The 15,241-nt window shown below is 38.7% G+C and carries 12 protein-coding genes, 1 tRNA gene and 1 other RNA gene; 3 read left to right on the top strand and 11 right to left on the bottom strand.

Translation table 11 applies throughout. The features are described 5' to 3' along the window. Positions 1 to 57: 57 nt before the first annotated feature. The 11 genes from GCWU000321_RS00740 to GCWU000321_RS00695 all read right to left on the bottom strand — a co-directional run bounded on the left by GCWU000321_RS00740 (position 58) and on the right by GCWU000321_RS00695 (position 12,651). Positions 58 to 1,362 carry a replication-associated recombination protein A gene (locus GCWU000321_RS00740; RefSeq protein WP_040381687.1) on the bottom strand — a complete coding sequence of 435 codons (1,305 nt, stop codon included), beginning with the start codon at positions 1,360 to 1,362 and terminating at the stop codon, positions 58 to 60. Positions 1,363 to 1,416: 54 nt separating this feature from the next. Next, positions 1,417 to 1,595: non-coding RNA, 6S RNA (ssrS, locus tag GCWU000321_RS09325), on the bottom strand. 118 nt (positions 1,596 to 1,713) lie between these two features. Further along, complete coding sequence (gene aspS / locus GCWU000321_RS00735) at positions 1,714 to 3,516, bottom strand: aspartate--tRNA ligase (RefSeq protein WP_007069144.1); 1,803 nt, start codon at positions 3,514 to 3,516, stop codon at positions 1,714 to 1,716. 50 nt (positions 3,517 to 3,566) lie between these two features. Beyond that, entirely contained in the window at positions 3,567 to 4,826 is a 1,260-nt protein-coding gene (gene hisS, locus GCWU000321_RS00730) for a histidine--tRNA ligase (protein ID WP_040381056.1), read from the bottom strand. Positions 4,827 to 4,940: 114 nt separating this feature from the next. Then, positions 4,941 to 5,402 (bottom strand): Fur family transcriptional regulator, encoded by a 462-nt coding sequence (locus GCWU000321_RS00725; protein WP_390888852.1) that lies wholly within the window; start codon positions 5,400 to 5,402, stop codon positions 4,941 to 4,943. Positions 5,403 to 5,413: 11 nt separating this feature from the next. Further along, positions 5,414 to 6,466, bottom strand: a complete 1,053-nt coding sequence (locus tag GCWU000321_RS00720; protein ID WP_040381055.1) for an AI-2E family transporter — start codon at positions 6,464 to 6,466, stop codon at positions 5,414 to 5,416. Positions 6,467 to 6,468: 2 nt separating this feature from the next. Beyond that, the gene (locus GCWU000321_RS00715; RefSeq protein WP_007069140.1) at positions 6,469 to 7,104 is read right to left on the bottom strand and encodes an MBL fold metallo-hydrolase; all 636 of its coding nucleotides are present in this window, start codon (positions 7,102 to 7,104) and stop codon (positions 6,469 to 6,471) included. 35 nt (positions 7,105 to 7,139) lie between these two features. Next, positions 7,140 to 7,589, bottom strand: a complete 450-nt coding sequence (gene dtd, locus GCWU000321_RS00710) for a D-aminoacyl-tRNA deacylase (RefSeq protein ID WP_040381051.1) — start codon at positions 7,587 to 7,589, stop codon at positions 7,140 to 7,142. Position 7,590: 1 nt separating this feature from the next. Beyond that, a complete protein-coding gene (locus tag GCWU000321_RS00705; RefSeq protein ID WP_211204399.1) occupies positions 7,591 to 9,756 on the bottom strand; it encodes a RelA/SpoT family protein in 2,166 nt (721 codons plus the stop codon). A 227-nt stretch (positions 9,757 to 9,983) separates the two neighbouring features. Further along, positions 9,984 to 11,987, bottom strand: coding sequence for a single-stranded-DNA-specific exonuclease RecJ (gene recJ, locus GCWU000321_RS00700; RefSeq protein WP_007069137.1), 2,004 nt, complete (start codon positions 11,985 to 11,987; stop codon positions 9,984 to 9,986). A gap of 217 nt (positions 11,988 to 12,204) precedes the next feature. After that, positions 12,205 to 12,651 (bottom strand): hypothetical protein, encoded by a 447-nt coding sequence (locus tag GCWU000321_RS00695; protein ID WP_022026873.1) that lies wholly within the window; start codon positions 12,649 to 12,651, stop codon positions 12,205 to 12,207. A gap of 143 nt (positions 12,652 to 12,794) precedes the next feature. Between GCWU000321_RS00695 and GCWU000321_RS00690 the strand changes: the two genes are divergently transcribed. The 3 genes from GCWU000321_RS00690 to GCWU000321_RS00680 all read left to right on the top strand — a co-directional run bounded on the left by GCWU000321_RS00690 (position 12,795) and on the right by GCWU000321_RS00680 (position 15,185). After that, a complete protein-coding gene (locus GCWU000321_RS00690) occupies positions 12,795 to 13,250 on the top strand; it encodes a nucleoside deaminase (protein WP_007069135.1) in 456 nt (151 codons plus the stop codon). A gap of 12 nt (positions 13,251 to 13,262) precedes the next feature. Then, a tRNA-Ser gene (locus GCWU000321_RS00685) sits at positions 13,263 to 13,351 on the top strand. Positions 13,352 to 13,463: 112 nt separating this feature from the next. Then, complete coding sequence (locus GCWU000321_RS00680; protein ID WP_040381048.1) at positions 13,464 to 15,185, top strand: DUF4127 family protein; 1,722 nt, start codon at positions 13,464 to 13,466, stop codon at positions 15,183 to 15,185. The last annotated feature ends 56 nt before the right edge of the window (positions 15,186 to 15,241 follow it).

The following is a 15,241-nucleotide window of genomic DNA, read 5'->3' as shown; positions in this document are numbered from 1 at the left end:
CTTTTTTCTTTTCGCGTGCAATATGTACTTTCTTTTTCATCAGTTCGGTAAACCTTCCTACTCCTTATTCATCCTTTTATTCCATCTTTTTACAATCTCCGCTTCTGCACCATTCAATACAGGGCGGTAATACACAGCAGAACAAAGTTCATCAGGCAGATACTGCTGTTTAACCCATCCCCCATATGCATGTGGATATTTATAAGCTATTCCGTATCCCAGCCTGTTCGCTCCATTATAATGTGCATCTTTCAAATGCCGCGGAATAGACCAGTTACTCTTCTTTGCAATATCTGTCATCGCAGCAGAAATACCGACAACCGTACTATTACTTTTAGGAGCAAGAGAAATATATAATACTGCTTCCGCCAAAATAATCTGCGCTTCCGGGAATCCAACCATTTCCGCCGCCTGTGCTGCCGACACTGCCACACGAAGAGCATCGGGATCCGCTAATCCAACATCTTCTGCCGCACAGATTATAATTCTCCGTGAAATAAAAGAGGTTTTTTCTCCCCCTGCAATCATTCTTGCCAGATAGTGAAGAGCTGCCTGGGGATCGCTTCCACGCATGCTCTTAATAAATGCGGAAGCAATATCGTAATGATAATCACCTTTTTTATCATACACGGACATTTGTTCCCCGGCAACCCCCTGTACTTCTTTTTCAGTCAGTACCCCGCCATATGGCAAACTTGTTGTAGCCTGCTCCAATAAGTTTAACGCGATTCTAGTATCACCTGCCGCATATGCAGCAATATTTTTAAGAACTATTTCATCCGCATGATAATCATGCATGCCCAATCCCTTATTTTTATCTGTAAGCGCTTTTTGGAGGATAAGGACGATTGAATCGATGCTAAGCGGTTTAAGATGAATCAATCTTATCCGGGACAGTAACGAACCGTTTAGTTCAAAATAAGGATTTTCCGTAGTTGCTCCAATCAATATGAAAGTCCCATTTTCCACATAAGGCAGTAATAAATCCTGCTGTGCCCTATTAAATCGGTGAACTTCATCGATGAATACAATAGTTCTTCTTCCATAGTACTGCAATTCTTTTTGGGCAGCGGGAACGATGTCGCGAATTTCTTTAGCTCCGCTGGAAGTCGCATTTAATTTTAAAAATTTGAACTTAGTCATCTTTGCAATAACAGATGCAATTGTCGTTTTTCCACATCCGGGCGGCCCAAAGAGAAGAAGAGATGGTACTGTATCTCTTTCTATCATTTTATAAAGGAAAGAGTTTTTCCCTACAGACTCGTCTTGCCCTATGATATCATCAAGTATTTCCGGACGCATTCGATCCGCCAGCGGAGCATATGCGTTTGATTCATCTGATATGTCAAATAATGATTCCATCTTTTCTTCCCCATAAGAATAAGCCGCCAAGTAAACCTTAGCGGCATTGCATTTAATGACCCCACCATGTCGTTTAATGCTGTATTTTGAGTCTGCATAGATGCAGGTGGGTGTCCTCATGACCTGTTCCTTCAGTCCCTGAAGAAGGGCATTGAATCCACAAATCGATTCTGAACTCCCTTTTTAAAGGTGTTGGTTCAAAATATAAAGCGACACGTGCACAGCAGGGTTTTATCTTTAATATTAGTGTAGCAAAAAGTATTCTGTTTTACAAGTTTCTGCCATCATCATACAAGAAACGCATTTGTCTTTTTCTTCAAAATGACAAATGCGTTTTGCAGTAGGTATAAATTAAATTAATAAATTCTTTTCTTTTTTAACATCTACTCTGATATGCAGCTCCTTTAACTGCATATCAACAACTTCTGAAGGTGCCTGTGTCATTTGATCGATAGCACTCTGTGTTTTTGGAAATGCAATAACATCACGGATGGATCCTAAACGAAGCATAAGCATTACAAGCCGATCAAGTCCCAAGGCAATCCCTGCATGCGGCGGCGCACCATAGCGGAAAGCATCCAAAAGGAACCCAAACTTTTCCTGTGCTTCTTCGTGTGTTATCCCAATCGCCTTGAAAACTTTTTCCTGCAGTTCCTCCTGATAAATACGAAGTGAACCGCCACCTGCCTCAACTCCGTTTAAAACCATGTCATAGGCCTTAGCATATACTTTTGAAGGATCAGTAAGCAAGTACTGGACATCTTCATCACGCGGAGCAGTAAAGGGATGATGTTCTGCAACCCAGCGTTTATCCTCTTCGCTGTATTCAAACATCGGGAAATCAGTTACCCAGCGGAAGCAGAATTCATTTTCATCAATGAGATTCATACGGCGCGCCATTTCGAGGCGGAGTTCGCCAAGCGCCTGGGCGACAACTTTTGGCTTATCTGCAATAATGAGAATAAGATCTCCATTTTCCGCTTCACAGAATTTACCAATTTCGCGGATCTTATCTTCTCCGAGAAATTTAGTAATCTGGCATTTCAAGCTGCCATCTTTATTAAGACCGATCCATGCAAGCCCTTTCGCGCCATAATTCCCGACATAATCCACTAAGCCATCCAATTCACGGCGGGGAATTGCGGCGTCCCCCTTCACGGTAATCGCCTTTACAATCCCACCGTTATCAAGTACATTACGGAATACTTTAAAACCGGTGTCTCGAAGTAAATCCGAAATATCATAAAAATGCATATCAAACCTAAGATCCGGCTTATCGGAACCATATAGATTCATGGCATCATCCCAAGTAATACGCTTAAATGGAATCTGAATATCCACATTAAGGACATTTTTAAAAATTCTCTGCATCATATGTTCCATTAAGTCCAAGATAAAATCCTGATCTTCAAAGGATAATTCTATATCCAACTGTGTGAATTCCGGCTGGCGATCTGCACGAAGATCTTCGTCACGAAAACAACGCGCTATCTGAAAATATCTTTCCAATCCGGATACCATGAGAAGCTGTTTAAAAAGCTGCGGTGATTGAGGCAATGCATAAAATTTACCAGGATTAACACGGCTTGGTACCAAATAGTCGCGCGCACCTTCAGGCGTACTTTTGGTTAAGATCGGAGTTTCTACTTCAAGAAAATCGTGTGCATCCAAAAATTGTCTCATTTCGTGAACAATTTTATGGCGCATAATCAAATTCCTTTGCATTTCAGGACGGCGCAAATCAATATAACGATGTTTCAGCCTTACGGTTTCATCTACATCAATTCCATCTTCAACATAAAAAGGAGGTGTCTTAGCTTTATTTAAAACACGCATTTCTGAAACAACCACTTCTATTTTTCCTGTCTGCATTTTAGGATTGACGGTTTCAGGACTTCTTTCTCTAACAATCCCTCTTATCGCCAATACATATTCACTTCTCACATCTTCCGCTTTATGAAACGCGTCTTCTCCATATTGTGGACTCATGACAACCTGTACAATGCCGCTTCTATCCCGTAAATCAATAAAAATCAATCCACCATGATCCCGACGGGTATTTACCCATCCTGCCAAGGTTAATTCTTTTCCGCAATCCTTTTCTGTAACTCTGCCGCATCCGCAGGATCTGTGCATACCTGCCATTGTTTCCATATTTGAGCACCTCTTTAAAACGTTAATAATATAAAATATTTTGCAGTTATTTACTGTCTGCTCGACCCTGTAATGAAATCAGATACTTTGAGAAATGGAATATCCTGCTGCTTTCCGTTTTCCATGTTTTTTACGGCAGCTTCTTTTTTCTCCATCTCATTAGCACCGATAATTACTGTATATTCCGCATTATTTTTACCGGCTTGTTTCATTTGTCCTTTTATACTGCGATCCTGCAAATCAATTTCCGCAATAACACCTTTGTCACGAAGGTGTTGCTGTATCTTGATGCCTTCCACAACAGCATCTTCCCCTAGTGTCACAATATATACTTTCTTGCGATTTGCCGGTTCTGGAATCAGTTTTTGCATTTCCAGCGCAAGCAACAGTCTTTCAAGGCCCACAGCAAATCCTATTCCTGGTGTCGATGGACCACCCACATCCTCTACCAATCCATCATAACGACCACCGCCACATATCGCACTTTGGGCTCCCAATGGCGGATACTGAATTTCAAACGCAGTATTTGTATAATAGTCAAGCCCCCGCACTAAACGGGAATCAACTAAATAAGGGATCTCCAATGCTGCCAGATATCGTTTTACCGCCTCGAATTTTTTCTCGCACTCATCACAAAGATAATCTGTTATTTTCGGTGCACCAGCAGAGGCACGTCGGCAGCTATCTTCTTTGCAATCCAAGATGCGGAGTGGATTTTTATGAAGGCGAGCCTGGCAGTCATCACAAAGCTGATCTTCCTTTTCTTCAAAAAACTCTATTAATTTCTGTCTATATATGGGCCTGCATTTATAGTCTCCAATAGAATTAATATGAAGTTCCAATTCTTTAAGCCCGAGCGTTTTAAACAGCGTATAAGCGAGGTTTATTACTTCCGCATCTGCTGCTGGGGACGATGCTCCAAGAACTTCCACTCCAAACTGGTGGAATTCTCTATATCGCCCTGCCTGCGGACGATCATACCTGAACATTGATCCAATGTAAAACAGCTTATGTACCTGCTGATCTCCATACAATTTATGTTCAAGATAGGACCTGACTACGGCTGCGGTGTTCTCCGGCCGCAACGTAATTGATCGTCCTCCCCGGTCTTCAAACGTATACATTTCCTTTGCTACCACATCCGTAGTATCACCAATCCCACGAAGAAATAACTTTGTATCCTCAAACATAGGAGTTCTAATTTCACTATACCCATAGAGAGCACATAATTCCTTAATAACGGATTCTACATGATTCCATTTATAGATGTTATCAGGCAGAATATCCTGTGTACCTCTTAATGCCTGCAAGATCCTCAACACCTCTTTATTCTCATAAAAGAATACTTATCAAGTAATGCCTCAAAATTCAAATGGGCATTAACGCAATAATTCTAACATTATATATATATATACGCAAATAAATCATTTATCAGTTTTATCATTTCTTTCACAATCAGCGCAGTAGCCATAAAATTTTAACTGATAATCGACAATAGCAAATCCATTTCCTTTCTTTATTTTTTCTTTCATTTTATTCATAAAATCATAGGAAAACTCAATCACTTTTCCGCATTTAAGACAAATTAAATGATAATGCGAATGTGCCAAATTGTGGTCATTTAATTCATAACGACTTCTGCCATCACCAAAGTCCAATTTTTTTAAGAGCTCAAGTGATGTAAACAATTCAAGCGAACGATATACGGTTGCAAGCCCTATTTCCGGATTGTTATCCCGAACAAATTCATATACATCTTCCGCACACATATGGTTTTCTTTGCTTTCGAGGAATGCCTGTAAAATAACCTGGCGCTGTGTCGTAAACTTATATTTATGTTCACGAATCTTTTTCTTTAACGTATTCATTACTGCTGATTTTTTCATTTTACCCTCCATTAGCGCAAGACTTTATATCTATCGTAATACCACATATGGCGTAATAATATTTGAAGAACTGCCACCGCAGGGACGGCTATCATCATCCCCAATATTCCTTTTAGGCTTCCGCCGATAAGCACTCCTGCGATAATTGCCACTGGGTGAACTTCAATAATCGATCCCATAAGTTTCGGCATAATAAAATGAGAATCTAACTGTTGTACAACCACATAGAAAATAATAACTTGAATCATAACACTGCTTCCCTGCAAAAGACCGAGAAGTATAGGCGGGACAGCCCCAATAATTGGACCTATGATTGGCACCATCTCCACAACCCCGGCAAGAAGTCCAATAACCAATGGATATGGAATATCCATAATCCACATTCCAATAAAAACAAGGAACGCCATGAGTACCGACAGTAGAAGTTGTCCATGTATGTATGCTTTTAAAACAAAATGAATTTCCTTAAACAAGTTCTTTATGTGTGCATGATACCTTTCCGGAAAAAGTTCAGCAAACTTATTGGAAAACGTTCTCCCCTTCTTCATCATGTAAAAAGTAATAAAAGGTACAACAATCAATTCAATTACTGTACTGGCAAAAGAAAATATTGCTGACAAACTGAATTGTGCAAGTCTCAATGTATATTCCCCTATCTCTTGAATCATTTTTGCAATGAAACCTTGCGCCTCCGCAGGAAGCAAACTCAAATGATAAGCTGCTTCCAACTCGGGAATTGCTGACTGCAATGCAGAGAATGTAGCAGGAATACTTCTTGTAAACGCTCTTAACTCCGTGATGAATGGTACAAAAATATGAATTGCAATCAGATATATAATTCCGATAAATATACCAAAAGATATAATAATCGGAATATCATAAGGGATATTCTTTATCCCGGTCATATTTATCCATTTATATAATTTTTGAGCAAGCGGTGTAAGCAAAATAGATAGGATAAGAGATATTCCGAACGGGAAAAAAATAATCGGCGCTGAAAGCGCAAGTAATATAAAAAATAAAGTTATGGAAACACGCATCCAAAATTCTGCGGTTCTTTTCATCATCAACCTCCGACCAAAAACGGGTTATGTTTTTTCTCATATCCAATGCTTGTTGCCTCCCCATGTCCAGGCAAAACAATTACTTCATCGGATAATGAAAAAAGATTTTTTCTAATGGTCTGCAAAAGCCTTTTTATATCTCCACCGGGAAAGTCCGTACGTCCAATAGATTCTCGAAAAAGGGAATCTCCGGTAAAAACAACCTTTTCCTTTTCCATGTAAAAAGAAATTCCTCCGGGAGTATGTCCCGATGTATCCAACACGGTAAAATCAAGTTTTCCTACTTTTATATGCTCTCTATAACTTACCCAATAATCTGCTGCTTTACAAATCGTTGGCTGAGGGAATGAATCAGAAAGATTCTTTTTAGGATCCGATAAATACTCTTTATCATTGATATTCATATATACACGGGCTTCTTTATAAACTCCTTTTAACTTGTTAAGTCCGGCCATGTGGTCTACATGTCCATGTGTCAGAAAGATTCCTTTAACATTCACTTTTAGCTGAGCTACTGCACGAATAATATTTTCAGGAGTAAAGGAGGGGTCAATTATGACAGCATCCATTGTATTTTCATCATATATGATATATGTATTGGTCATAAAGGGACCGAGGACAAGATAGGTTATTTTCATGCAAATTCCCTCCCAAATTGAAGTTGTGATAAGTGTCAAAAAAGTTTTTTCGAATCAAGAAGCAAAGTAACCGGACCGTCATTTTCAAGTGCTACCTGCATATATGTCTGAAAATTTCCGGTTTCTACTTTTATTCCTTCTATCCTGCAGCTCCGCACCACATGTTCATAAAGCCTACTCGCCTGTTTTGGAAGTTCCGCCTCAGTAAAACTTGGCCGACGCCCATGTCTGGAATCTCCATATAAGGTAAACTGTGACACAATCATAAGCGCTCCTTTCGTATCCAAAAGCGACAGGTTCATCTTATTATTTTCATCCTCAAAAATTCTTAAATGCAGTATCTTATCAGATATATATAATGCATCTTCTTCCGTATCTCCACGCTTAATACCCAGCAAGGCAACCAGCCCCTTACCTATTTCTCCACACACCTTCCCTTCAGAAAGTACTCTGCACCAATTACATCTTTGAATAACAGATCTCATATTATCCTCCACGAGAAGAACGCATACGATGAACTGAATGAACACCTTTTATACGACGTATTTTTGTCATGATAAATTCCAATTGTTGCAAATCTTTAATCTGTATTCCCAAATTCATTCCAGCCATCCCTGTATTCTCAACTTTTACATTAGCTGTAGAAACAGAAAGCTTCAGTTCCATTAATACCGCCAAAATATCGGCCATTAAACCGGTCCGATCATAGGCAATAACTTCAATCGTAACTAAAAACATACCGCTGGTTTCCTGTTCCCATTCTACTTCAATGGTTCTGTCTTTGTCCGAAAGATTAATTGCATTAGGGCAATCTGTACGATGAACAGATACTCCTCTGCCGCGTGTAACATAACCAATGATTTCATCACCGGGAACAGGATTACAACACTTGGATAAATGAACTACCAATCCATCTTCTCCCTTTACAAGAATTCCATTGCTTACCCTTTTTTTTAGGCTCCGCATTCTTAAGTTTTCAAAATCTTTTGAAGTCTTTAACCCGGTGATTTTCTGTTCATTAAGATCTTTTTTATAAAGATCAATCAATTTAAGTACGATAGTCTTTACTGAAAGGCCACCATATCCCGCAGCAGCAAAAAGATCATCCTTTGAAATATTGTTAAAATATTTCCGCACATCATCCAGGTGATTCTTAGACGTAATTTCTTTCCATCTATATCCTTGCCGTTCTGTTTCCGCTATAAGAAGTTCCTGCCCATGTGTTATATTTTCAGGTCTGTATTCTTTCTTGAACCAGCTTCGGATTTTGGCTTTACACTCGGTCGAGCCTACCATATTAATCCAATCATAACTTGGTTTTCCGGTTTTTGCTGTAATCACTGAAACGATATCCCCATTTTTTAATTTGGTATCAAGCGGAACAATTTTATTATTAACTTTTGCCCCTACACAGTGATTCCCGACTTCTGTATGAATACGATAGGCAAAATCAATAGGAATAGATCCTTTAGGCAAATTAATAACATCACCCTTGGGAGTAAAAACAAAAACCTCATCAGAAAATACATCTAACTTTAAAGCGTTTAAAAACTCTTTTGAATTGGAAGTATCTTGCCATTCCAAAAGCCGACGAAGCCAACTGATTTTTTGGTCAAAATCTTTTGTCCCGGCTTTATTCCCTTCTTTATATCTCCAATGGGCGGCTACACCATATTCTGAAATATGATGCATTTCCCAAGTACGGATTTGTATTTCGACAGGCTGTCCTTTTGTACCGATTACAGTTGTATGAAGAGATTGGTACATATTGGGCTTAGGTACAGCGATATAATCCTTAAACCGATTAGGCAATGGTTTCCAAAGGGAGTGCGCAATTCCAAGAACCGCATAACACTGAGGAATTGTATTTACGATTACACGCACTGCATATAAATCATAAATTTGAGATAAATCTTTATTATCTCGTTTCATTTTTTTATAAATACTATAAAAATGTTTGGGACGACCGGTAATAGTCGCTTTAATGCCCGCATCATTTATACTTTGATGAAGCACTTCCATAGTGTCATTTACGATTTCTTCACGAGCTTTGCGTTTCTGCCGCATTTGTCGGACAAGATCATAATACTCCTCAGTATGAAGATAATGAAAGCATAAATCTTCCAGCTCCCATTTGATATTATAAATACCCAGGCGATGGGCTAAAGGGGCATATATCTCCATGGTTTCTTTTGCGATGCGTATCTGTTTTTCACGTCTAAAAATTCCAAGTGTACGCATATTATGAAGACGATCGGCTAATTTTATAACTACTACACGAATATCCTGCGCCATAGCCAAAAACATTTTTCGAAAATTTTCCGTCTGCTGATCTTCTTTGTCTTTATAATGGAACTGTGACAATTTTGTAATCCCATCCACTATAAAAGCAACTTCATCCCCAAAAATACGGCGGATGTCTTCCAGCGTATACGCAGTATCTTCTACTACATCATGAAGAAGAGCTGCAATAATCCCTTGTGCATCAATTTCCAACTCTGCCAGAATATATGCCACTGCTAACGGATGAATAATATATGGTTCTCCAGTAGCGCGAATCTGTCCTTCATGTGCCTTTTGCGCGATTTCAAACGCATGCCGGATGGTTTCCATGCTTTGAGTTTCATGAATATATGTCTTTAATTTCTCCATCAATTTGTTATATTCATGGCTCGTTTCAATCGAAAAATCTTTTTTACCTGATTCAATCTTTATATATTCATCCTGATGAATTAAAAACTCAGCTAAGGTTGACGCTGATGCGTCAGTACGAAGTGACTCTTCATTCAAATTGCGCGACAAAATATCTTGATGGTCAACTATATTCGTAATAGCCTGCTTAAGAGTCCCTCTTCTATCACTCACGTAATCCCAACTCCTTATTTTCTATATTTTCTATAAATAGACGATGATAATAAATCAAGTTTTTTATTTATAACCTTTCTCTGGTAATAGCCAACGCCATTCCTATTGAAACGATATAGTATATTCAACTCTTCAAACACTGACAAGGCGGTACATAAACACTGCCTGCTATATTTCCCCTCAAAAGACCGTTTTAATCTGTTTTGTATCTCAAATACAGCCACAGATTTACTATTAGGAATCAATTCTCTTAGACGAACAAACACATCGATCAGAAAATCTCTGGTTAAAAAATAGTCTTTTACCGGTCTGATATCTTTACAGATCAACTGGACATGTTCACCGTACCAATCATGAATTTCCGGTTCATATACAATATCTACAATATCTCCCGGGCAACAGGGGTCTTTATCTCCTATCCCCCAAAAAATAGCTTCTACTGGTTCACGATTTTGTGATAATCTGCACTTAAAATGTTTACGATCATTTCCTATTCGTCGGGCAGTTTCCACAAAAACCCTGAAACTGGCAAACAGAGGCTTAGGATTATCGCTGCCATAAGGTTCTAACAAATCTAATGAGCGAATAAATTCTATATTTACTTCATCCAAAGGTAAAGATTCTTCTAATTCCAGTACAGGTATCCTGTCATCCACAGTTATAATCCCTTTTGCGTAATCATTAATCCGCTTCCTAAACTCGGAAATTCTCTCTGCAGGAATGCTGAAACCTGCTGCCATTTTATGCCCACCATACTGGATAAGAAATCCTGCCATTTTTTCCAAAGCCTCATGTATATTAAAAGCGGAAATGCTTCTGCAAGACCCCTTTCCAACTCCATTCCTGACTGTTATAACCAATACTGGACGATGATATAACTCAAGTATACGCGATGCTACAATTCCTATAACACCGGGATGCCAGTCTTTTCCGTCAATAACAAGTACCAGATCATCTTGAATTTGCAGTTCAGCAATCCGCTGCAACGCCTCTTCATAAATCTCACGTTCAATATGCTGCCGCTCGATATTGGTGTCACATAATATCTGTGCAAGTGCTTCAGCCTCCTCCCCAGACTCAGTAGTCATCAATTCCACACCATATTTCGCATGAGTAATACGACCGGCTGCATTCAATCGTGGTGCAAGCCCAAAAGAAATGTAATCCGCATGAAGAATTTCTTTCGTATCTTCATTCACAAGACCGGTAATACGGAGAAGTGCCGATAAACCCTTTATAGGAGTCAAAAGAAAACGTGCCATACCTTCTTTGACAAGTATCCGATTTTCCCCTGTTAAAGATACCACATCCGCAATAGTCCCCAACGCTACCAATTCTATATTTTCCTTATAATCTTCATTATATAATTCTTTATAAATACCGCGGCAAAGAGTGAATGCTACTCCGCATCCAGCTAACTCCTTATATGGATAAGGACAGTCCTCCTGATGTGGATTCAATACAGCTACACAATCAGGCAATACCTTTGGCGGCTGATGATGATCCGTGATGATAATATCCAAAGACTGTGGCGCTTCTGCCACTAAATCTGCAGAACTAATACCGCAGTCTACAGTAATTAAAAGAGAAACTCCTTCTTTGGACAATTTGTTTATAGCGTCACGGTTTAAACCGTAGCCTTCTTCCTCGCGCAACGGAATATAAAAATTTACATCTGCCCCCAATTTTCGCAGGCATCTTACACAAATAGATGTAGACGTAATACCGTCAACATCATAGTCCCCATAAATAACTATTTTTTCTTTTAAATCAATTGCTTGAATAATGCGTCTAACTGCTTGCTGCATGCCTTTCATAAGAAAAGGATCAGACAGATTGTCTAATGTATCATATAAAAAATGCGTTAATTTCTCTTCCGTGGAAATACCGCGACGCATCATAATACGCGCAGTACCCTCAGGTATATTATTTAAATTGAAAAAGTCAGGGACAGCAACCTTCTCTTCTGATGATGCCCCACGAAATACCCAACGAGGTTTTATTTTCTCTGGTGTCATAATATATCCCCAAATTCATTTATTTTCATTATTCTATCATTTTTTATTCTCATTTTCTATATTATATTATCATTATCAAAAAAGAGATTCCCATAGAATAGTTCTAAAAAGCAAGAACTGCCGTTAATGTTTTACGTTTCACTGTAAATAAAATATCTCCCTGAATATTGTATAAATTCAAGGAGACATTGATTTGTTTATTCTATGGATGAATATATCAATTCCAGACCTCTTTCATGATATTCTTATACTCCTGATTCAGATGATCCACAATAACATCCAAAACTACACGTACAACTTCCGGATCAAAACTTTCATTTGTACTTGGCAGACAAGCATCTAGAAATACAGCACCATTCTCCGCAACCACATACTTAAATACTTTATAACTTCTGTTCAATCCATTCAGATATTCGCCAAACTTAACATGATTGTCTTCTTTAACAAGTCCTGCACCAACCTGCACACGAATAATCGTATAAATCGTACTGTCAGTAATAATTATAACCGGCAGTGTCTGTCCCTCCACCTGAATATTAGATTGGAACACAATTGTATCCGCTTCATCATTAGATGCATCTCGACGGAAAAAAGTAAGCTTATTATCATCCAAATATTTCTGGAATTTTGCCGCCTTTAGATTTACTCTTTTTTCTTCTGCCATTTCAAAATCCTCCATAACTAAGAATTCAAACTTTTAACTCTCTTTCATTTTATACTGTACATACATTTTTTTCTACCGTAAATCTTTAACTCACATATAGTATACTGAATATATTCCAAATATATTCTCCAAAGAGGTCTCAGATGAACCACTATGATTATATGTCCTTAGCGATGCAGGAAGCAAAAAAGGCTCTCACTTCCAGAGAAATCCCTATCGGTGCCATAATAGTTTTGCATGACTCTGTGATTGCTGCTGCGCACAATCAATGTGAAAACAGGAGCGATCCCACTGCCCATGCAGAGATACTTGCCATAAAAAAAGCTTCTGCGATATTAGGAAACTGGCGTTTGACTGGATGTAGCCTTTATGTTACCATAGAGCCATGTCCAATGTGTGCCGGAGCAGCGGTAAATGCTCATCTTTCCTCGATTATCTATGGTGCACCCAATCCGTGGTATGGAGGAATTGATTCCAAATTTCGTATTGTGCAAAATCCCTTTAACCATGCGGTTTCAGTAATCCGCGGAGTTTGCCAAAGTGAATGTCAACAATTAATGGATGAATTTTTCGATGATAAACGTCATTTATCCATGTGATAATTGTATTATGGAGCGGTATCGAAGTGGTCATAACGAGGCTGACTCGAAATCAGTTGTACAGCAATGTACCGTGGGTTCGAATCCCACCCGCTCCGCCATAAAGAGTTTCTTTCTATGAGAGTAGCTCTTTTTTATTTTATATATTTTTTTACATATACATAGTACTAATGTTATAATAAATTGATCGTCATTAAAATAGGAGGATTCAGCGTGTTTCATCATAAACTAATTACTGCTGTTACCGTACTTTCCCTGTCATTTTGCGGAAATACCGCATTTGCCAAAACAATTCTGTTTGTACCGCAAGATGATAGGCCGGTCAGTTTTGCCTATACTGTTTCTACAGCAGAAAAAGCAGGATATACAGTTCTCACTCCCCCGAAGGCTTTCCTTTCAGGTAAAAGTTATCAAGGTCTCCCTGAAAGAATCTGGACATGGATTGATCAGAATATTGACCAGGCTGATGTTGCCATTTTATCTACTGACACCTTAATTTATGGTGGATTGGTTGATTCGCGCAAACATAATGAAGATTTAAAAACACTTCAATACAGAGAAAATAAAATACGCAATTTACATATTTCCCATCCAAATATTCCGCTTTATGCATTTGGCACTATTATGCGAACCCCTTATGCATCCAGTGGCGGAGTAGAGCCTTATTATTACAGTGATTACGGTACAGACATTTATCGTATAGCGGCTTTACAGGATAAACAAGATACCAATTCCATTACTGCAGAAGAAACGGCAGAATTACTTTCCTTAAAATTGACAGTTCCTACCGAATATCTTCAAGATTGGTTCCGCAGACGCACAAAAAATAATTTAATTAATAAGCAGCTCTTAAAAGATGCAAAAAATGGTGTATTTGCTTATTTTTGTGAAGGTCATGACGATAACAGCAAAAATTCTCAGACAAACATGGAAGCACGTTATCAGGAGAAAGATACCACTACGCTAAAAAATAATATTTTTGGCTCGTTTCCCGGCGCCGATCAACTCGCTCTGCTCCTTATCGCACGCTACCATGTGGAAAGCAATAAACTCCATCCAACTTTTGGTATTCTCTATCCCTTGGGACGCGGTGAAGATACTATCCCGTCTTATGAAAATCAACCGATAGGAAAAACCATTGCTGAGCATATTCATGCTGTTGGCGGCAGCATCTCACAAAAGCAGTCACCGGACATCATGCTTGCGGTTAATACCCCGCTTCTTTCCACAGGAGAATCCGGGCAATTCAGCAACTTTGGAATGATGAAACAAAGCACTACGGACTTTATAACACAAATAAAATCCACTATCGATCGAGGTATCAGCCTTTCTATTGTGGATGTATATTTCGCTAATGGATCTGACAACACTCTTATGAATCTCATAGTAAAAAATAATCTACTGTATAAAGTATCTTCCTATAACGGTTGGAATACAGCAAGCAATACTATCGGATACGCAATTGCACAGGCTATTCTCGCCCCATATATGACACCACAGGATCATAAAAACATGCTTACAGAGCAATATATTGATAACTGGGCCTATCAAGCCAACGTACGAAAAGATATTATCCGCTTTGCGGAAAGTAAACATACCAAGGGGAAAATTACGCCGGAAGTAAAAGAAGAAATGATTGCATCTCTGCAAGATTTTGCTAAGAAAAAGTTAAACTTAAATCCCCGAACTATCTCTGCTGATTTCCCTTGGAACCGTTTTTTTGAAATTAATGCACTTGTCTCCAACACTCCCAAATATCCGCTTTATCTGACTGCTGCAGAAAAATACAGAAGATTTGAAGAGGAACAAAAAAAGAAAACTGCTGAAGAAAAGTCTAAAAAAGAATCTGCAGTAAAAGGGAAAAACGGACTCCTAAAGAAAGATACTATATCCAATGATTCGGAAAAAAATGCTTCACAAATTATCATTCATTAATTAATCATGTAAAAGCCTGATAACAGATACAATCATTTTAATCTGTTATCAGGCTT

It is taken from the genome of Dialister invisus DSM 15470, from assembly GCF_000160055.1.
GTDB lineage: Bacteria > Bacillota > Negativicutes > Veillonellales > Dialisteraceae > Dialister > Dialister invisus.
The sequence above is the reverse complement of the archived record's forward strand: the minus strand, read 5'-3'. Positions and strand labels throughout refer to the sequence as shown.